Genomic DNA, 18,197 nt, shown 5'->3' on the forward strand with positions numbered 1-18,197 from the left:
GATCCCTCCCCGGCGCCGGGGGGATCGCGCGATCAGGTCACAGACGCCGGAGCGTCGACGCGTTCAGCGCCACCAGGTGTCGTCGGGACCCACGGGGAGGTGGCGCTTGTGCTGGGAGCCGAGGTACTTCGCCTCGATGCGGCCCGCGACGTCCGGATCGACCTCATGCCCCTCGAGGTAGTCGTCGATCTGCTCGTACGTGAGGCCGAGCTCGTCCTCGTCCGCGCGGCCGGGGATGCCGTCGAGCAGGTCGGCCGTGGGCACCTTGTTCGACAGGCGGTCCGGGGCACCGAGGGAGCGCAGCAGCGCGCGTCCCTGCCGCTTTGTGAGTCCGGACAGCGGGAGCACGTCGGCCGCGCCGTCGCCGAACTTCGTGTAGAAGCCCGTGACCGCCTCGGCGGCGTGATCGGTCCCGATGACGAGCGAGCCCTCGTGCCCGGCGAGCGCGTACTGGGTCACCATCCGCACACGGGCCTTGATGTTCCCGCGGTTGAAGTCGCTGATATCGCTCGTGACGGCGAACTCGATGTCCTCCTCGACGCCGTCGACGCCGTTCTGGATGTTGACCTCGACCGACGAATCCGGACCGATGAACTCGAGCGCGGCCTGCGCATCGTCGGCGTCGTGCTGCACCCGATACGGCAGCCGCACGGCGAGGAACCGCGCTTCGCCTCCCTCGGCGCGCACGCGCTCCGCCGCCAGCTGCGCCAGGCGCCCGGCGAGGGTCGAGTCCTGCCCGCCGGAGATGCCGAGGACGAACCCTCGGGCACCGCTGGCCCGGAGGTAGTCGGCGAGGAACTGCACGCGGCGCTCCACCTCGGCTCCGGGGTCGATCTCGGCCTGAACGCCGAGCGCTTCAGAGATCTGCTTCTGCAGGGTCACGGGATCCTCCAACTCTTCGGTTCCCCCCAGTATCGCGTGCCCTGGGGGCGTGGGGCCGGAGACGGGCCGATCCGTGGGAGCGGCGGGGGGGTCCCGGCCTGAGAAGATGGGAACGTGAAACTCCTCGTCGCGGCCATGGCCTCCGAACTCGCCGCCTTCCCGGAACAGCTCGAGGGCTTCGACCGTCTCGTCACCGGCGAGGGGAAGATGCAGGCGACCTATGCGCTGACCCGCGCGCTGACGGAGCGCGAGTACACCGAGGTGGTCGTGGTGGGCACCGCGGGGGGCATCGACCCGGAGCTCCCGGCCGCCGTGCACGAGATCGGCAGCGCTCTGCAGCACGACGTGTTCGACCTCGAGGGCGTTCCAGGACAGCACGTGTCGCTGCCGGCGCGGGTGACGACGGGGCGCGACGGCGTGCTCATCGCGACCGGCGACAGCTTCGTGGGGGATGCCGGGATCACCGCGGTCATCCGCCCGTCCGGCGCCGGCCTGGTCGACATGGAGACCTACGCGTACATCTGGGTGGCGCAGCAGTTCGGCGTGCCCATCCGCGCCTTCCGTGCCATCTCGGACCGTGCGGAGGACGGAGCGCTGGTCGACTTCCGTGCCGCCATCGCCCGGTGCAGCGAGCAGCTGCGCGAGGTGATCCGCCAGGAGTACGGCGTCTGAACCGGAGGCCGCTCACCGGGTCTCGATGAGACTCGGTCCCTCCTCGGTAGCGAAGACGCGGAGCTGCGCGGGGATCTGATCCTGCATCGCCTCGACATGGCTGATCACTCCGACCGTTCGCCCGCCCTGCCGCAGCTCGTCGAGCGTCCGCATCGCGACCTCCAGGGTGTCGCCGTCGAGGGAGCCGAACCCCTCGTCGATGAACAGCGTGTCGAGACGGATGCCGCCGGCTCGGGCGGTCACGACCTCGGCGAGCCCGAGCGCCAGGGCGAGCGAACCGAGGAACGTCTCGCCGCCGGAGAGCGACTGCGCCGGACGCGTCTGCCCCGTGAAGGCGTCGAAGACCACGATGCCGAGACCGGAGGCGGCGCCCCGGGCCGCGACCGCGTCGGAGTGCTGGAGGCGGTATCGACCGGACGACATGTCGTCGAGGCGTCGATTGGCCGCCGCGACGATCTCTTCGAGCTCGGCGGCGAGCACGAAGGTCTCCAGCGTCATCCGACGCGTGTTGGGCCCGCGGCCGGCGAGGGTGTCGGCGAGGTTCTGCAGCACGGCGTGCTCGGCGACGTCGGCGGCGGACCGTGCGTGCTCCTCGGCGGCGGACGCGATCAGTCCGCCGAGACGCTCGACGACGGTGCGCGCCTTGCCGGCCGCGTCGACCGCCGCCATCCAGGCCGAACGCGCCGCCGCCGCCCGCTCCTCGACCGGGGCGACGGCGATCGGCTCCTCCGGGAGCGCACGCAGTTCGAGAGGCAGCAGGATCCCCTTCTCCTTCTCGCGGAGCACCGTGTGCCGGGTGATGCGCGCGTCGAGCTCCCCCTGCTCGCGCGAGGGGAGCAGCGCCCGCTCGGCGTCGGAGATCTCCTCGAACGGGGAATCCTCGAGCGCGCGTCGGCATGCCTCCTCCGCCTCCCGCACGGCCACGAGACGACGATCGCGATCGAGCAGCGCACCGGCGAGGGCGGCCGCCGCCGCGATGCGGACCTCCATCGCCTCGATCCGCTGCGCCACCGACGGGTGCCCGCCTCGGGCCCGTTCGATCTGCGCGCCGGCCTCCCGGTCGCTCTGCTCCCGCGCGGCGAGCGACTCCCGCGCGGCGGCCGACTCGCGCGCGGCGTCGGCCCGCTGGGCCGCCAGGTCAGCCTCCCGATCGGCGAACGCCGCGATCTCACCGTCGAGCCGGCCGGCGGTCTCCCGCGCCTCGACCGCGGCGCGGAGCTCGCCGTCGAGGGCCTCGCATTCGGCATCGGCGATCGACGGGGTGCGTCCGTCCGCGGCGGCGACCGCGACCGCGAGCTCGGCCTGCACGGCGGAGACGCGTTCGGCGACCCCCCGCTCATGGCGGGCGGCGGCGTCGCGCAGCGCCTCGGCGTCGTCGACGTCGTCGGCGGACACGGGGTCGACGTGCGCGGCGGGCACCGGATGCTCGTGTGCTCCGCAGACGGGGCAGGCCTCTCCGGGAACCAGCGTGGAAGCCAGTTCGCCGGCGAAGCCGTCCAGGCGCCGCTGGCGAAGGGCTGCGAGCTCGGCCTGTGCCGTGGCGAGGGCGGTGCTGGCCGTGGCGAGTTCACGATCGGCGTCGGCCTTCGCGCGTCGGAGGCGCTCCTCGTCGCGGGCGGCGTCGCACCGCGCGGCCGCGCGGTCTCGGCGGGCTGTGAGGTCGTCCACCCGATCTGCGAGGCGGCGCGCGTCGTCTCGGGCTTCTCGGAGGGCCGCGAGCGCCGCGGGCGACTCGGCTTGTTCCTTCTCGATCGCGGCGACCCGTGCGGCGGCGCGCTCGACGGCGGCCCGGTCCTCGGAGAGACGGGCCGCTCGATCGGCCGCGAGCGCCTCGAGCTGCGCGGCCTGCTGCCAGGCGCCGCTCTCGGCGGTCCGTGCCGCCACCCAGCCCTGCAGACTCTCGATCGATGTCTCGACGCCTTCGTCGGCGACCTGGTCCCACGCGGCGACGGCATCGGCGACGACGCTCTCGGCCGACTCGACGGCGGCCGAGGCGCGACGCCGTTCGTCGATCGGACCCCGCAGGGCTTCGGCGGCCCGCGCCCTGTCGAGGAGGATGCGGGCCGCATCGATCTCGTCCTGCTGGGCATCGAGGTCGGCGAGCGCCGACCGAGCCCGATCTCGCTCGACCTGCGCGCCGCGCTGCTCCCGCGCGGACAGCAGCGCAGTATCGGCCTCGGCCAGACGGAGCTCAGCCTCCTCCTGCTCGGCGGCTCGCCGCTCGGCACGGTAGGCCGCCCGAGCCTCCGCCCGTCGGAGCAGGGCCAGCCGGGTCTCGGGGTCGGCCGCGGCCCGCGCGGATGGCCCCTCTCCGACCGGCGTCTCGCGCCCACCCCCGACCGGAGCATCGGACCAGGCGCTCGACAGCGCGGCGGTCGTGGGGTCGCCCGCGTCTGTGACGAGCTGCTCCTCGCCGGCACCCGTCACGCCGTCGAGCGCTTCGTCGACGACGAGTCTCTCCGCCTCGTCGAGCCGCGCGGTCACTGCGGCCGCGCGAAGTCCGATCGCCTGCTCGGAGGCGCGACGCCGCTCGTCGAACCGGGTCTGCACGTCGTCGAAGCGCTCGCTGCCGAAGAGACGCCGGAGGAGCGCCTGGCGATCGCGGCTGTTGGCCAGGAGGAACTCGGAGAAGCGGTTCTGTGCGAGCAGGATCACCTGGAGGAACTGCTCGCGGCTCAGCTGGAGGATCTCGTCGAGCTCGTGCGCGACGTCGACGGCACGAGCCGCGCGCCCGACCCACCCGTCGTCGGTGAGCTCCTCGAGCCCCACCGCAGACGCCTGCTTCGTCATGCCTCCGCCGCGCTTGGCCGGGCGGAGGTACTCCGGGGATCGACGCACGCGATAGCGGCCGGACGGGGTGCTGAACTCCACCACCACCTCCGACGGATCGTCGGGTTCGCAGTGGTCGCTGCGCAGCCGCTTCTCCCCCCCGTCGTAGCGCGGAACGCCGCCGTAGAGCGCGAAGCACACCGCGTCGAGGATGCTCGACTTCCCGGCCCCCGTACGACCGGCGATCAGGAAGATCCCGTCGTCGGCGAAGGCGTCGAAGTCCACGACCTGACGGGAGCGGAACGGGCCGAACCCCTCGACCTCGAGACGGTGGAGACGCATCTAGACGAGCGCCTCCGCACGCACGACATCGTCGAGCACCTCGCGGATCAGCTCGCCCTCCCGCTCGGTCGCCCCCTGGCCGTCGCGCACGTGGGACAGGAAGGCGTCGATGCGCTCGCCGTCGGTCTGCGCCGTCTGCAGCCGGTTCGCGTACGAACCGACCCCGCTCTCGACCGGGACCGCGGGCTGGTGCTGCACCATCGCGCAGTGGGGGAACCTCTCGCGCAGCCGCCGCATCGGCTCGGTCTGCGGGAGCGCGTCGGTGTAGACCGCGCACACCCAGGCGTCCGCGTGGGCGGCGACGTTCGCGTCGGAGAGGATCTCGTCGAGGGCGCCGGTGAGCGTGACGAGGCGCCGTGGCACAGGCAGGTCGAGCCACTCGACCGTGCCGAGGCCGTCTGCGTCGAGCTCGACCAGCCAGGAGCCCCGGGGCTTGTGCTGCTCGCCGAAGCTGTAGTGCAGCGGGGCGCCGGCGTAGCGGACGCGCGAGCTCACCTGGTTGCGCCCGTGGATGTGCCCGAGAGCGACGTAGTCGGGGCCGTCGAAGACGTCGAGGGGGACGACGTCGAGCCCGCCCTGGCGCACCTCGCGCTCGAGACCGATCGTGGCGTCGACGCCCGCCGCGAAGCAATGGGCGATGGCGATCGAGCGGCCGGGGTGCTCCCGCATGCCGGCCCGCACGAGGCTCATGGCATGCTCCATCGTCTGCGCCTGGGTGCGGAGCGGGCGACCCGCCGCGTCGCCCTTGGGCCAGTGCTGCCGGACGATCGCCGGCTCGAGGTAGGGGATGCCGTAGAAGTGCACCGGCCCCGCGGCGTCGCTCACCGTGACCGGAGTTCCGATCGCGGCGGGATCGGTGAGGACGTGGATGCCGTCGCGAAGCAGTCGGGCCTGGAACCCGAGCCGGGCCGCGGAGTCGTGGTTGCCACTGGTGACGATGACGGACGCGCCGGTCTCGTGGAGGGCGACCAGCGCGTCTCCGAGGAGCGTGTAGGCAGGGCCCGAGGGGGTCGCCGAGTCGAAGACGTCACCGGCGAGAACGACGACGTCGACCCGGTGGTCGCGAACCTGCTGCGTGAGCGCCCCGAGCACCTCGGCCAGAGCGTCCATGGTCGAGTTGCCATGGAACGATCGGCCGATGTGCCAGTCGGAGGTGTGCAGGATGCGCATGCTCACACGCTACGAAGGACCACCGACATTCGGTTCGAGGCGTGCCGCCGAACGCGCGAGATGGGCCGCGGGGTCCCCCGCACCGCGGCGTGTCGAGCGGCAGGCGCGGCTCCCGATCCGTAACACGGCGTCATGGAACAGCCGGTCAGCGAGAGCGCAGCAGGGAGGCCTTCTCGGGGTGGGCGGAGAACCAGTCGGAGACGTACCAGCAGACGGCGTCGATCTTGCGGTCGCCCCGCGCCTCGATGTCGGCCACCGCGCCTTCCACGACCGTGCCGGCGTAGCCGTGGCCGCGGAAAGTCGGGATCGTGAACGCCCGCGTGAGGGCGATCGTGCGGCCGTCGTCGCGGTAGTCGAGGACGCTGACGAGCTGTCCGTCGCGCGTGAGGGTGTAGCGCGAGGCGTCTTTCTCGTCGGTGAGGATGAAGCCGGAGGCAAGCGAGGAGATCGTCATCCCTTCCACGTTACGCCCGGGATCGGGGGCGGTGGTCGTTTTGACACAGACCGACACGATCGGACATAATCCCCCCATGACCACCAACGCACGCCCTTTGTCCGCCCAGGAGGCGAACGGGACTGCCGGGATGATGATGCCCGGTCGCGTTGGCATGTGTTGCCGAATGTGTCGCTGAACGAACAGCCACCCCGCCCGACTCGACCCTTCGCGATCTGCGAGGCCTGAGTCCCCGAGCATCCACCCTTGCTCGCTTTCCGGCTCGCCCGGTCATTCATGCAACGCATCCGAGCCCATCGGCTCACGTCCTGAGGACTTCATCATCATGTCGAACACCGCACTTCTCGAGCGTCCCACCGCCACCGCCGTCCGCCCCGCTCCGTCGTCGAGCGCCGCCGAGGCCACGGCGGCCGACCTGCCCGCCGCCCGCTCTCCCCGCGGCTTCGCCCTCTACGTGGGCCTCGACGAGATCAAAGCCGCGGAAGCGGGTGTGAGTCTGCCGCTCCTGGTCGACGCCCTGCGTCGGACGCTGGCGGAACTCGCCCCCGGCGCCGAGACGCACGCGACCGTCGCGCTCGCGCCCCACGGCTCCGGCGGCCGCGACCTCGACGTCGTCCGCCTGGCTCTGCAGGAGCCCGGCGCGATCGCCCGCACGAAGGCCGCCCTCGAGGAGGACGCCGCGGTCGAGGAAGGCGGCGTGACGGTCGACATCTCCCGCAAGCGCGTGCTCATCGACGGCGAGTCGGCCGCCTTCACCTACAAGGAGTTCGAGCTGCTGCAGTACCTCGTGCTCCGCGAGGGCCGCACGATCGAGCGCTCCGAACTGGTCTCGGCCCTCTGGCAGGCACAGGACGACGAGACTCCCGGCGAGCGCACGATCGACGTGCACGTGCGCCGCCTGCGCGCCAAGCTCGGCCGCTACGAGGACATCGTCCGGACCGTCCGCGGCATCGGATACCGCTTCGACCGCCACGCCGACGTCGTCATCCGCTACGGCCACGGGACGCCGTCGCCCGACCGCTTCTGATCTCCGCCCGCGCGACTGTCAGACCCGCCACGTAGGGTGGGGCGCATGACCTTGACAGCGGATGCCGCAGCGGGAGCCCCCGCGTCGGCCGCCGCACCCCGTCAGACGGTCTATCGTCCGGTCCATCCGCTCGACCTGCTCCGTACGGTCGGCATGCTCCGGCGCGGAGCCACCGATCCGACGACCGTGATCGACGGCCCCGTGATCTGGCGCGCTCTGCGCACACCGGCAGGCCTCGCGACGCTGGCACTCCGCGCCGCGGGCGACGAGGTGCACGCGACCGCGTGGGGCCCGGGGGCCGAGTACGCGCTCGATCGGGTCCCGAGGCTGTGCGGCGCCCAGGACGATTCCGAGGGGTTCGACCCCTCCGGGCATCCGCTCATCGCCGACGCGGCCCGCCGCCATCCCGGCATCCGGCTCGCGCGTACCGACGAGGTGTTCGACGCGCTCGCCTGCGCGATCCTCGAGCAGAAGGTCACCTCGATGCAGGCCTTCGGCGCCTGGCGGGCACTGGTCTCGCGCTTCGGCGAGCGCGCGCCCGGGCCGACACCGCGCCCCATGTTCGCGGCTCCACCGGCATCCGCGTGGCGGTCAATCCCCTCTTGGTCCTGGCATCGCGCGGGGGTCGAGCCGCCGCAGTCGAAGACGATCGTGCGGGCGGCCGAACGCGGCGAGAGCATCGAGCGCGCGCTGCGGGCGGCCGTCGACGGAGCCGACCGCGACCGCATCCTCACGAGCCTGCCCGGCATCGGGCCGTGGACCTCGGCCGAGACCCGCCTCCGGGCGCTCGGCGATCCCGACGCGGTGAGCGTCGGTGACTACCATCTCTCCCACCAGGTCGGCTACGCCCTGACCGGCACGCGCGTGGACGACGACGGGATGCTCGAGCTGCTGGCTCCGTGGGCGGGGCACCGTCAGCGCGTGATCCGGCTGATCTTCGCGAGTGGTGTCCGCGAGCCGCGACGGGGGCCGCGTCTAGCCCCTGAGGACCACCGCCGGCGATGACGCGCGACCGTAGGCTGTGCTCATGAACAGATCTCGACGCCTCGGCCCCCGCCTGCTCGTCACGGCCGGGCTGCTCATCGTGGGCGTGGTCATCGGCCTCGTCTTCCAGAACGTCTGGCTCGGCGTGGTGCTCGCCGCGATCGTCTGGATCGGGTGGTTCCTCGGCTACGAGTCGCGGCGCGGCGACAACGCCGGAGTCAACGACGAAGACCACGGCATCGAGCTCTGACCGCCGTCAGTAGTACACGGCGAGGGGACCGGACGGGCCGTCGATCACACGCACGGGGGTGTCGAAGACCCGGGACAGCACGTCGTCGGTCATGATCTCCGCCGGTGTGCCGAACTCGACGACCTCGCCGCCCTTCATCGCGCAGATGCGATCGGCGTAGTGCCCGGCGAAGTTGATGTCGTGCAGCACGATCACGATGGTGCGCCCGAGCTCCTCCGCCGCACGTCGGAGGTGCTTCATCATCTGCACCGCGTGCCTCATGTCGAGGTTGTTGAGCGGCTCGTCCAGCAGCACGAAGGCCGTGTCCTGAGCCAGGACCATCGCGACGTAGGCGCGCTGCCTCTGCCCCCCGGAGAGCTCGTCGAGGTAGCGGCTCTCCAGCTCGCCGAGGTCGAGGAAGTCGATCGCCTGGCTGATGACCTTCTCGTCGGCGACCGTCAGCCGCCCCTGCGAATGCGGGAATCGGCCGAATCCGACCAGCTGGCGCACCGTCAGCCGCGTGACGAAGTGATTCTCCTGCCGGAGGATCGACACGACCTTGGCGAGGTCCTTCGACTTCGTTGAGGCGACGTCGAGCCCGGCGATCTCGATGGAACCGGCATCCATCCCGTTCAGCCGCCCGATCATCGTGAGCAGCGTCGACTTGCCGGCGCCGTTCGGGCCGATGAGAGCGGTGATGCCGCCCGTAGGGATCGCGAGGTCGACCGGACCGATCGCGACATCGCTGCTGTAGTCCCTGCGGACGCCGTGGAGTGCGATCACAGCCGCCCCTTTCTGAGGATGACGAGGAGGAAGACGGTGCCGCCGACGACCTCGATGAGGATCGACACCATGCCCTGCGCGTAGAACACGTTCTTCATCACGAAGTACGCGCCCGCGAGGACCGTGAAGGCGGTGAGCACGGCGACCGGGAGGATCAGCCGGTGATCGTGGGTGTCGGCGAACTGGTAGGCGAGCGTGGCCACGAGAAACCCGAGGAACGTCATCGGCCCGACCAGCGCGGTCGACGTGGCCATGAGCACCGCGACCAGGAACAGCACGACGAACAGCTCGCGCCGGTGGTCGAGTCCGAGCGAGCGGGCCGTCTCGGGGCCGAGCGCCATGACGTTCAGCCGGCGAGCGCGCAGCCACAGCAGAGCGGATGCCGCGACGACGAGCGGGATCGCGAGCGGCAGGTACGCGGGGTCGGCGTTCGACACGTTCCCGAAGAGTCGCGCGGCCAGCACGTCGAACTCGCTGGGAGTGAGCAGCCGCTGCATGAACGTGCTGATCGCGCCGAGCCCGCCGCCGATCACGATGCCGACGAGAAGCATGATCTGCAGGTTGCCGTAGCGGCCGGAGAGGAGCCATCCATAGAGGGCGAGCGCGAGCGCCACCATGATCGCCACCTGCAGCGCGAACTGCCCGACGCCCTGGATGGCGACGAGGCCCGCAATGCCGAAGAGGTACACCGTCGTGGTCTGAACCACCCGGTAGAGCGACTCGAAGCCCATGATCGACGGCGTGATGATGCGGTTGTGGGTGACGGTCTGGAAGCTGACCGTCGCGACGGCCTGGGCGACCGCGACGAGGGCGATGACCGTGAGCGAGGTCGCGCGGTGCTGGGCGATGCGCCAGAAGCCCGCCGAGCCGACCGGCATGGGATTCCCCCAGGCCAGCAGTCCGAAGCCTGATCCGGCAACGAGCACGAGGAGCACCGCCACCACGACGACGTACCGCCGTCGGGCACGCGCCGACGCGAACGCCCCGGCCGACCGCGACGTCGTGCCCGCGGATGCGGCGACGGCGCTACCCACGACGACGCTGCCGGAGGAGGAGGGCGATGAACACCACGGCGCCCACGACGCCGAGGATGAGGGAGACCGGCACCTCGAACGGCATGATGATCGTCCGCCCGATGATGTCGCACACCGTGACGATTGCGATGCCGAGCAGACACACCCACGGCAGGTTGCTGCGGAGGTCGTCTCCGCGCACCATCGAGACGATGTTCGGAACGATCAGTCCGAGGAAGGGGAGGTTGCCGACGACCACGGTCACCACACCGGTGGTCACGGCGATCAGGGCCGTGCCGAGGAGGATCATGCGGTTGTAGTTCACGCCGACGTTCGTGGCGATCTCCTCCCCGAGGCCGGCGATGGTCAGCCGATCGGCGACGAGGAACACGATCAGCCCGATGACCGCGACGATCCACAGCATCTCGTACTGACCGCGCATCACCGACGTGAAGCTTCCGGCGAACCAGACGCCGATGATCTGCAGGGAGTCGGTGACGAGCGCGAAGTACGTCGTGATCGCCCCCACCACGGCGCCGAGCATGATGCCGACGATGGGCACGATGAGCGACGACCTCAGCGCCACGCGGCGGAGGAAGGCGAAGAACACCATCGTGCCGATGAAGGCCGCGAGCACCGCCCCGGCCATCCGGAGCGCCAGCGGCGGCTGCGGCACGAGCACCATCACGGCGAGCAGGCCGAGTCCCGCCCATTCGGTCGTGCCGGTGGTGGTCGGCTCGACGAAGCGGTTCCGGGTGAGCAGCTGCATGACGAGGCCCGCCATCGCCATGGCGGCACCGGCGAGCACCAGGGCGATCGTGCGGGGCACGCGCGTGATCTGGAACATCTGCGCGCCGTCGGAGGCGCCGGCGATGTCGTAGACGCCGGTGAAGAGCGAGATCGCGAGCAGCACGGCGACGACGACCACGCCGACGAGCAGCTTCGGATCGAACAGTCGCGCCCTGCGGCGGGCGAGGGAGGAAGAGGGGGAACTCATGGCGGCAGGTCGTGGCGGTCTCCGGCGCGTGCCGGGGACCGCCACGGAGGGCTTACGCGCCCGCGCTCTTCTCGAGCGCGTCGGCGAGGTCGTTGAAGAACGTCGTGTACGTCTGGATCCCCTCGTTGAGGTAGGTGTCGGTGGGCATGTAGACGAGCTGCCCCTCCTGCACCGCGGTGACACCGGCGAGCGCCTCGGAGTTCTCGAGGATCTCGGCGGCCTGCACGTAGTCGGGCGTCTCGGCGGCGAACACCGCGTCGCGGTCGAGCACGAGGATCCAGTCGGGGTTCGACGAGGCGATCGCCTCGACCGAGATCTCGTCGCCCTGGTGGTCGTCGGTCGCGTCGTCGACCTCGAGGGCGGGCGTGAGGCCGAGGATGTCGTAGATCGGGCCCAGCGAGCGACCGACCGTCGGCGCGAGGTAGCCGATCTCACCGCCCGACGTGTTGACGGCCATCACCGTGTCGGCGTCGTCGTATGCGGCCCTGGCACGCTCGATCGCGGCGTCGAAGTCGTCCACGAGCTCCTTCGCCTCGTCCTGCTTGCCGAAGACCTCGCCGAGCACCGTCGTCTGGCGCTTGAGCTCCTCGTCGAACGCCTCGCCCTCCCGGGGCTCGAGGTCGATGATGGTCGCGTCGGGCACCAGGTCGGCGATCGCGGCGTTGTGCTGCGTGAAGCGCTGGCCGCTGATGATGAGGTCGGGCTCGACGGCGACGATCGCCTCGAGGTTCGGCTCACTGTGGAGTCCGATGTCGACGATGGCGTCGTCATCGACGTAGGAGACCGTCTCGGGCATCAGCGCGACGGCACCGCCGGACAGCTCGACACCCCAGTCCGACAGGGTCTGGAAGGTGCGGTTGTCGAGGGCGACCACGGATGCGGGAGGCGTGGCGATCTCGTGCGTGCCGGTGTTGTCCTCGATCGTGACGGAGTCCGCCGCGGCGGAGGTCTCCTGGGGTTCGGCCTCGGTGCCGGACGCGCAGCCGGCGAGGGCGAGGAGGCCGACGAGCGCGACGCTCGTGGCGGTGAGGGTTCTGGGCACGGACATGGAGAGACTCCTGTTCTGCGGGATGGTCGCACCATCAGCTGGCGCCGGTCGGACGGGCGGATCGAGCCGCAACCGTCGCGAATGAGGTTAGCCTTACTTTATGAGCGACACGAAATCCGGTTTCACGATCGAACGCCGCGGCCTGGAGCTGCGGTTCCGCAGCGTCGCCCTCGCCTCCCGCGAGTGGCTGACGCCGGACTACGTGCGCGTGCGGCTGACGGGCTCGGACCTCGCGGGGTTCTCCTCGCTGGGCGCCGACGACCACATGCGCCTGTTCTTCCCCGCCGGACCGGTCGACTCGGTCGAGGAGCTGCGCATGGCGCCGAGCCGCGAATACACGCCGCTCGCGTGGGGCGAGGACTGGCTCGACGTCGAGTTCGCCGTGCACGGCGACAGCGGCGTGGCGGCGCCGTGGGCAGCGACGGCGGCGATCGGCTCCGCGATCGGGGTCGGCGGCCCGCGCGGATCCGCGGTGCTCACCGGAACACCGGGCTCGTGGTTCCTGGCCGGCGACGAGACCGCCATCCCGGCGATCCGCCGCTTCGCCTCCGTCATCCCCGCCGGCGCACCGGCCCGCATCCTGATCGAGACGGTCGACACCGACCACGAGGTGGAGATCGCCGCCCCCGTCGAGGTCGAGTGGGTCCTGCGCGGTAGCGCGCCGGCCGGATCGGCTCTCATCGCCGCGCTGGAGCAGCTCGGCGCCGCGCAGGTCGTCGGCGACGATCCGTTCGTGTTCATCGCCGCCGAGCAGTCGGTGGTCCGGGCCGGCCGGGCGCTGCTGGAGCGGTGGTCCGTCGAGCCGGCGCAGGCCGTCGTGAAGGGCTACTGGAAGCGCGGCGAAGCCGAATATCACGCCCCCCACTGACACGGCGCCGGGCCGCTGACAGACTGGGGCCCATGACGCTCCTCGATCATCTCGGCATCTCGGTGGACGACCTCGAACGCGGCCGGGCGCAATTCCATCCGGTGTTGACCGCGCTCGGCTACCGGAGCGGTTTCGAGGATGACCACTCCCTCTCCTGGAATCAGGACGGGGAGACCGAGATCATCCTCTACAAGGCGTGGGAGGACGACTCCGGCCCGCACCGCCACGGCCGCGTCGGCTGGCAGCATCTGGCCTTCGCGACGGGGTCCCGAGCGGAGGTCGACCGGCTGCACGAGGTGGCGCTGGCCGCCGGATGGAGCGCCGTGCGCGACCCCAAGGAGTACCCGCGCTACACCGACCGGTACTACGCCTCGTTCGTGGAGGACGCCGACGGCATCCGGATCGAGTTCATGCACAATCCCCCGGCGGATGCGTGAGACCGATCGCGCCGGATCATGCAGAAGCTCTCCGCACGCCTGCTGTCGTGGGCCTCGATGCTCGACGAGAAGACCCTCGAGCAGGCCCACACCACGGCGCGCATGCCGTTCATCCACCCGCACCTGGCGCTCATGCCCGATGCTCACCTCGGGAAGGGTGCGACGGTCGGCTCGGTGATCCCGACGCTCGGCGCGATCATCCCCGCCGCCGTCGGCGTCGACATCGGCTGCGGCATGATCGCCGTCCGCACGCAGTTCACGAGGGCCGACGTCGCCGGTCGTGACCTCGCACCGCTGCGGCTGCAGATCGAGCGGGCGGTGCCGTCGTCGGCAGGTCATCAGAACAAGAAGATCGTCCCCACCGCCGAGCCCCGCATCACCGAGCTGGAGGGGCTCGCCGAGAAGAGCGGTTTCGACCCCGGGTCGTACGCGAAGAACTGGCGGCTCCAGCTCGGCTCGCTGGGCTCGGGCAACCACTTCATAGAGGTCTCGGTGGACGAACTCGACCGAGTGTGGCTGTTCCTGCACTCGGGCTCACGGGGCGTGGGCAACCGGATCGCCGGTCACCACATCGCGGTGGCGCAGCGGATGGCGAAGGAGCGCCCCGTTCTCGACCTTCCGCTGAGCGGGCAGCGGTGGGCGGAAGAGGCCGGAGGATGGTGGATCGATCTCCCCGATCCGGACCTGGCCTACCTCGTCGAGGGCACGCCGGAATTCGACCGGTACATCCGTGAGCTGCGGTGGGCGCAGCACTTCGCTCTGCTGAACCGGGAGGAGATGATGGACCGGGTGATCCGTCAGGTCTCGGACTTCGTCGGGTCGCCGGTGGAAGAGCGGGAGCGGATCAACTGCCACCACAACTTCACCGAGTCGGAGGAGCACGACGGCGAGCGGGTGTGGGTGTCGCGGAAGGGCGCCATCCAGGCGGATGCCGGTCGGCCAGGGCTGATCCCCGGTTCGATGGGGACCGCCTCGTACGTCGTGGAGGGTCTCGGCGACCCGGAGTCGCTGAACTCCTCCCCGCACGGCGCCGGACGGTCGTACTCCCGATCGGCGGCGCGGCGGACGTTCACCCGCGAGCAGCTGCGGGAGGCCATGGTCGGCATCGAGTACCGCGACACAGACGCCTTCCTCGATGAGATCCCGCAGGCGTACAAGCCGATCGACCGCGTGATGGCGGATGCCGCGACCCTCGTGACGATCCGGCACACTCTGCGGCAGATCGTGAACGTCAAGGGGGACTGACTTCTCCTCCACCCCGGACGTGCTCCGTGAGTTGTCCACGGATCACGTTCCCTCCGTCTACGCATTGAGGCGAACGCTGGCAGGCTCGACGCAACGATGCGACCATGTGGGGATGGGATTCATGAACGACGCGCAGATCTGGACCATGATCGGCGCTTTCACGGCGTTGATGTTCGGGATGCTGACCGTCGTGTCCACCCTGTTCATCCGCGTCGTGCGCGCCGAGATCGGCGGGCTCCGGAGCGAGATGAACGCCCGCTTCGATGCGGTCACCTCGCGCATCGACGGACTCGATCGCGACGTGCAGGCCATCGTCAAGCGCACCTTCGGACTCGACCGCGACTGATCCGCCCCGGCCGCCGAGACGCGCTACACCACCCGGGCGGCTTCGACCGCGACGACACGATCCGTGAACGCGGCCTTCGGCACGAACACCAGGGCTACCGCGGCGACGAGAGCGGTCACGCCGCAGACGATCCATACCGTGACGTAGCCGGCCAGCGATCCGGCCGTCCCCTCGGCAGCCGAACCGGCCGACGTCGCCACGCCCTGCAGCAGGGCGATACCGAACACGCAGGAGGCGATCGCCCCGCCGACTGTCTTGACCGAGTTCGTGAGTCCGGTCGCGACACCGGTCTGCGTAGCGGGGGCGGCGGAGGCCGCAGCGGCGGGCAGGGCGGCGACGAGCGCCCCCGATCCGAGTCCGACGACGACCATGTTCGCGATCACCTGCCCGTAGGTGTCGTGCAGGGGCAGGAAGAGCAGGAATCCCACGCCCACCAGCACCGACGCCGCCAGCAGCGTCCACCGCGGACTGGTGCGTCGCGCCACCGCGGGGAACGACAGAGCGCCGACGATCATCGCGATCAGGTACACGCCGATGATCAGCGAGGTCGCGAAACCCGTCGTCCCGAGCCCGTACCCGTACACGGCGGGGTCGGTGCGCGCGAACGTCGACAGCGGTGCCTGTGCACCGAGCACGCTGACACCGAAGAGCCCCGCGGTGAGGAAGACGGGGCCGAGGGCCGGCGAGCGGAACATCCGCACGTCGATCAGGGGATCGTCGTGCCGGAGCTCCCAAAGGACGAACGGGATGACGAGCAGGAGGCCGAGCACCACGACCGCCCACGACCACGGATTCGTCAGGCCGCCCTCGACACGGAGCAGGCTGAGGCCACCCGTGAAGCAGACGAGCGCGAGCGAGATCAGCACGAGTCCCACTGTGTCGAACACGCCGCCCACCGGGTCGGGCGACTCCTTCACGCCGAACAGGATCACGAAGAAGCAGACCAGGATGAGGACGGCCGGGACCAGGAGCACGACCGAGAGGGGAAGCACATCGACGAGCTGCCCGCCGGCGAGCGCCCCGATGATCGCACCGCCCTCCAGTGCGGCGACCAGGAGACCCGCGGCCTTGGCCGTGATGGTCGAGCGGCCCTCCATCCGGCGGGACCGGGACCAGATCAGCGCGATCTCGAGGGGGAGCCACACGACATAGAACCCCATGAGGGTCCACGCGGCGAGGAAGACGCCGAACGAGTCGGTGAACGGCAGCACCAGAGCGGCCGCCGCCGTCAGGGCCGTGGAGATCAACAGCATCCGCTTGTGGCCCACCATGTCGCCGAGTTTGGCGAACGCCGGGACGACCAGGGCGGAGAGCATCAGCTGCGTACCCTCGAGCCAGTTCACGTCGGCGTCGTGGATGCCGAGGTGCCGGGCGATGTCGGTGAGCATGGGGGTGTAGAACCCCTGCAACACGCCGCTGGTGAACTCGACGAAGGCGAGGAAGCCGACGACGGTCGCCAATGTCCCCAGCGTTCGGGTGCGCGTCATCGCGACTCCTGATTCCTCGGCCCCGGGACCCATCGCGGGGCGCCTGGGATCACCCTAGCCGCTCGAGCAGCGCCCGGTGGAACCGCTCTCCGCGTTCCAGCGCGGCGATCTCCACGTTCTCGTCGACGCCGTGGATCGAGGCGCGCTGCGCGTTGGACATGTCCAGCGGAGCGAACCGGTACACCGCGGGCGCGAACCGGTGGAAGTGGCGGGAGTCGGTAGCGGCCATCATCACGTACGGGACGGCCGGCACCCCGGGGTGCGACACGGCGAGGGCCTCGGCCAGCAGCGCGAACTGGGCGTTGTCGGTCGAGGACTCGGGTGACGGCTCGCTGGCCTCGACGACCTCGACCCGCACGAGGGGATCCCGGATGCGCCGACGCACGCGCAGCACCGTCTGCTGGGTCGTCTCCCCGAGCGCGATGCGCAGGTTCACGGTGGCGGAGGCCTGGGACGGGAGCACGTTCGCGGCGGTCCCGCCGGACTGCATCGTCGGGGCGACGGTCGTGCGCACGAGGGCGGCCGGCTCGCCGCCGAGGGCCGCGAACACCTGCGCGGTCAGCAGCGGCGCCGACCCGAGGAGACGCAGCAGGTGCCGCGCGCTGCCGGGGGTCTGATCGGCCAGGCGCGACAGCATCCGGAGGATCGCCGTCGAGGCGCGCGGACGGAACGTCCTCGGTCCCAGTCGGTCGACCGCCCGGGCGATGCGGCGCACCGCCGTGAGCGACGGCGGTGCGGAGGCGTGCCCGCCGTCGCCGCGGGCGGAGAGCCGGACCGTCATGACACCCTTCTCCCCCACGCCGATCATCGCGGCGCGCCCCGGCACGAACGGCAGCGGCGCGTCGACCACGGCGCCGCCCTCGTCGACCACGAGCCACGGCACGATCCCGCGCTCCTGCAGCACCGCGGCGATGCGCTGGGCTGCGTGGCCGTAGGTCTCCTCGTTCCCACCGAAGGAGAGGTAGACGTCTCTGGCGGGCTCGAAGCCGTCCGCCAGCAGGTTCTCGACCGCCTCGATCACGACGATCAGCGGCCCCTTGTCGTCGAGCGCACCGCGCCCCCAGACGCGGCCGCCGGCGATCGCGCCGTCGAACGGCGGGTGGGTCCAGCCGTCGCTCTCGTCGACCGGCACGACGTCGTAGTGGGCCATGAGGACCACGGGACCGTCGGATGCAGGACCGCGGCCCGCCCAGTGGAAGAGCAGCCCGAGATCGGTGTGACGCTCGAGCCGCAGCCGCTCGTGCGTGAGCGGGTACAGCTCGGCGAGCAGCGACACGAAGTCCTCGAACGGCGCCGGCCCCCGTTCGGATATCTCGGCGGAGACGGTGGGCAGCCGGATCATGCGGGAGAGGCGGTCCTCGATCCCGGGGCGCACGGTCGGAGGGGTCACGATCGCCATCGTAGCCACCGGTCGTCCGTTCGACTTCCCGCCGCGAGGACAATG

General features: G+C 70.9%; 18 protein-coding genes. 8 read left to right on the forward strand and 10 right to left on the reverse strand.

Annotated elements, in window-relative coordinates:
• Nucleotides 1–63 precede the first annotated feature (63 nt).
• Nucleotides 64–882: an NAD(+) synthase gene (gene nadE, locus AB3M82_RS04890; protein ID WP_412955941.1), complete on the reverse strand. Its 819-nt coding sequence runs from the start codon at nucleotides 880–882 to the stop codon at nucleotides 64–66.
• A gap of 114 nt (nucleotides 883–996) precedes the next feature.
• Here nadE and AB3M82_RS04895 point away from each other — a divergent pair, with 114 nt between their 5' ends.
• Complete coding sequence (locus tag AB3M82_RS04895; RefSeq protein ID WP_412955943.1) at nucleotides 997–1,554, forward strand: phosphorylase family protein; 558 nt, start codon at nucleotides 997–999, stop codon at nucleotides 1,552–1,554.
• Between the two features lie 12 nt (nucleotides 1,555–1,566).
• On the opposite strand, the gene AB3M82_RS04900 is transcribed toward AB3M82_RS04895, so the two are convergent.
• The 3 genes from AB3M82_RS04900 to AB3M82_RS04910 form a co-directional block, all read right to left on the reverse strand.
• Nucleotides 1,567–4,665, reverse strand: a complete 3,099-nt coding sequence (locus tag AB3M82_RS04900; protein WP_412955945.1) for an AAA family ATPase — start codon at nucleotides 4,663–4,665, stop codon at nucleotides 1,567–1,569.
• Nucleotides 4,666–5,835 (reverse strand): exonuclease SbcCD subunit D, encoded by a 1,170-nt coding sequence (locus tag AB3M82_RS04905; protein WP_412955947.1) that lies wholly within the window; start codon nucleotides 5,833–5,835, stop codon nucleotides 4,666–4,668.
• Between the two features lie 145 nt (nucleotides 5,836–5,980).
• A complete protein-coding gene (locus tag AB3M82_RS04910) occupies nucleotides 5,981–6,289 on the reverse strand; it encodes a GNAT family N-acetyltransferase (protein ID WP_412955948.1) in 309 nt (102 codons plus the stop codon).
• A gap of 325 nt (nucleotides 6,290–6,614) precedes the next feature.
• Between AB3M82_RS04910 and AB3M82_RS04915 the strand changes: the two genes are divergently transcribed.
• Genes AB3M82_RS04915 through AB3M82_RS04925 form a run of 3 tightly spaced genes read left to right on the forward strand, consistent with a single transcriptional unit; the run spans nucleotide 6,615 to nucleotide 8,550 of the window.
• Nucleotides 6,615–7,316 (forward strand): winged helix-turn-helix domain-containing protein, encoded by a 702-nt coding sequence (locus AB3M82_RS04915; protein WP_412955950.1) that lies wholly within the window; start codon nucleotides 6,615–6,617, stop codon nucleotides 7,314–7,316.
• Between the two features lie 45 nt (nucleotides 7,317–7,361).
• On the forward strand, nucleotides 7,362–8,321 hold the full coding sequence (locus AB3M82_RS04920; RefSeq protein WP_412955952.1) for a DNA-3-methyladenine glycosylase family protein: 960 nt from the start codon (nucleotides 7,362–7,364) through the stop codon (nucleotides 8,319–8,321).
• Between the two features lie 22 nt (nucleotides 8,322–8,343).
• Nucleotides 8,344–8,550 (forward strand): hypothetical protein, encoded by a 207-nt coding sequence (locus AB3M82_RS04925; protein WP_412955954.1) that lies wholly within the window; start codon nucleotides 8,344–8,346, stop codon nucleotides 8,548–8,550.
• 6 nt (nucleotides 8,551–8,556) lie between these two features.
• Here the strand turns inward: AB3M82_RS04925 and AB3M82_RS04930 are convergent, their stop codons facing one another.
• From AB3M82_RS04930 to AB3M82_RS04945, 4 genes are read right to left on the reverse strand one after another with little or no spacing between them, the layout of a single operon-like run.
• Nucleotides 8,557–9,312, reverse strand: coding sequence for an iron ABC transporter ATP-binding protein (locus tag AB3M82_RS04930; protein ID WP_412955955.1), 756 nt, complete (start codon nucleotides 9,310–9,312; stop codon nucleotides 8,557–8,559).
• On the reverse strand, nucleotides 9,309–10,346 hold the full coding sequence (locus tag AB3M82_RS04935; protein ID WP_412955956.1) for an iron chelate uptake ABC transporter family permease subunit: 1,038 nt from the start codon (nucleotides 10,344–10,346) through the stop codon (nucleotides 9,309–9,311). Before AB3M82_RS04935 ends, AB3M82_RS04930 begins: the two co-directional genes overlap by 4 nt.
• Nucleotides 10,339–11,322: an ABC transporter permease gene (locus AB3M82_RS04940; protein ID WP_412955958.1), complete on the reverse strand. Its 984-nt coding sequence runs from the start codon at nucleotides 11,320–11,322 to the stop codon at nucleotides 10,339–10,341. The genes AB3M82_RS04935 and AB3M82_RS04940 overlap by 8 nt, the downstream gene beginning before the upstream one ends.
• Before the next feature lie 52 nt (nucleotides 11,323–11,374).
• The gene (locus tag AB3M82_RS04945) at nucleotides 11,375–12,370 is read right to left on the reverse strand and encodes a siderophore ABC transporter substrate-binding protein (protein ID WP_412955960.1); all 996 of its coding nucleotides are present in this window, start codon (nucleotides 12,368–12,370) and stop codon (nucleotides 11,375–11,377) included.
• A gap of 100 nt (nucleotides 12,371–12,470) precedes the next feature.
• On the opposite strand from AB3M82_RS04945, the gene AB3M82_RS04950 reads away from it, so the two are divergent.
• From AB3M82_RS04950 to AB3M82_RS04965, 4 genes are all read left to right on the forward strand, one after another.
• A complete protein-coding gene (locus tag AB3M82_RS04950; RefSeq protein WP_412955961.1) occupies nucleotides 12,471–13,238 on the forward strand; it encodes a siderophore-interacting protein in 768 nt (255 codons plus the stop codon).
• Between the two features lie 32 nt (nucleotides 13,239–13,270).
• Nucleotides 13,271–13,675, forward strand: coding sequence for a VOC family protein (locus tag AB3M82_RS04955; RefSeq protein ID WP_412955963.1), 405 nt, complete (start codon nucleotides 13,271–13,273; stop codon nucleotides 13,673–13,675).
• A gap of 18 nt (nucleotides 13,676–13,693) precedes the next feature.
• Nucleotides 13,694–14,920 (forward strand): RtcB family protein, encoded by a 1,227-nt coding sequence (locus tag AB3M82_RS04960; protein WP_412955964.1) that lies wholly within the window; start codon nucleotides 13,694–13,696, stop codon nucleotides 14,918–14,920.
• A gap of 112 nt (nucleotides 14,921–15,032) precedes the next feature.
• Nucleotides 15,033–15,266 carry a hypothetical protein gene (locus tag AB3M82_RS04965; RefSeq protein WP_412955966.1) on the forward strand — a complete coding sequence of 78 codons (234 nt, stop codon included), beginning with the start codon at nucleotides 15,033–15,035 and terminating at the stop codon, nucleotides 15,264–15,266.
• Between the two features lie 23 nt (nucleotides 15,267–15,289).
• Here AB3M82_RS04965 and AB3M82_RS04970 read toward each other — a convergent pair whose 3' ends face one another.
• Nucleotides 15,290–16,753, reverse strand: a complete 1,464-nt coding sequence (locus AB3M82_RS04970; protein ID WP_412955968.1) for an MFS transporter — start codon at nucleotides 16,751–16,753, stop codon at nucleotides 15,290–15,292.
• A gap of 49 nt (nucleotides 16,754–16,802) precedes the next feature.
• On the reverse strand, nucleotides 16,803–18,143 hold the full coding sequence (locus AB3M82_RS04975; RefSeq protein WP_412955969.1) for a M20/M25/M40 family metallo-hydrolase: 1,341 nt from the start codon (nucleotides 18,141–18,143) through the stop codon (nucleotides 16,803–16,805).
• Between the last annotated feature and the right edge of the window lie 54 nt (nucleotides 18,144–18,197).

Origin of the sequence: Microbacterium californiense (genome assembly GCF_047246625.1) — a bacterium.
Classification (GTDB): Bacteria; Actinomycetota; Actinomycetes; order Actinomycetales; family Microbacteriaceae; genus Microbacterium.

Excerpts from the sequence above, each read along its gene's own strand:
- AB3M82_RS04900 (WP_412955945.1), bottom strand. The coding sequence starts at position 4,665 with ATGCGTCTCCACCGTCTCGAGGTCGAGGGGTTCGGCCCGTTCCGCTCC.
- AB3M82_RS04905 (WP_412955947.1), bottom strand. The coding sequence starts at position 5,835 with ATGCGCATCCTGCACACCTCCGACTGGCACATCGGCCGATCGTTCCAT.
- AB3M82_RS04910 (WP_412955948.1), bottom strand. The coding sequence starts at position 6,289 with ATGACGATCTCCTCGCTTGCCTCCGGCTTCATCCTCACCGACGAGAAA.
- AB3M82_RS04915 (WP_412955950.1), top strand. The coding sequence starts at position 6,615 with ATGTCGAACACCGCACTTCTCGAGCGTCCCACCGCCACCGCCGTCCGC.
- AB3M82_RS04920 (WP_412955952.1), top strand. The coding sequence starts at position 7,362 with ATGACCTTGACAGCGGATGCCGCAGCGGGAGCCCCCGCGTCGGCCGCC.
- AB3M82_RS04925 (WP_412955954.1), top strand. The coding sequence starts at position 8,344 with ATGAACAGATCTCGACGCCTCGGCCCCCGCCTGCTCGTCACGGCCGGG.
- AB3M82_RS04940 (WP_412955958.1), bottom strand. The coding sequence starts at position 11,322 with ATGAGTTCCCCCTCTTCCTCCCTCGCCCGCCGCAGGGCGCGACTGTTC.
- AB3M82_RS04945 (WP_412955960.1), bottom strand. The coding sequence starts at position 12,370 with ATGTCCGTGCCCAGAACCCTCACCGCCACGAGCGTCGCGCTCGTCGGC.
- AB3M82_RS04950 (WP_412955961.1), top strand. The coding sequence starts at position 12,471 with ATGAGCGACACGAAATCCGGTTTCACGATCGAACGCCGCGGCCTGGAG.
- AB3M82_RS04955 (WP_412955963.1), top strand. The coding sequence starts at position 13,271 with ATGACGCTCCTCGATCATCTCGGCATCTCGGTGGACGACCTCGAACGC.
- AB3M82_RS04960 (WP_412955964.1), top strand. The coding sequence starts at position 13,694 with ATGCAGAAGCTCTCCGCACGCCTGCTGTCGTGGGCCTCGATGCTCGAC.
- AB3M82_RS04965 (WP_412955966.1), top strand. The coding sequence starts at position 15,033 with ATGGGATTCATGAACGACGCGCAGATCTGGACCATGATCGGCGCTTTC.
- AB3M82_RS04970 (WP_412955968.1), bottom strand. The coding sequence starts at position 16,753 with ATGACGCGCACCCGAACGCTGGGGACATTGGCGACCGTCGTCGGCTTC.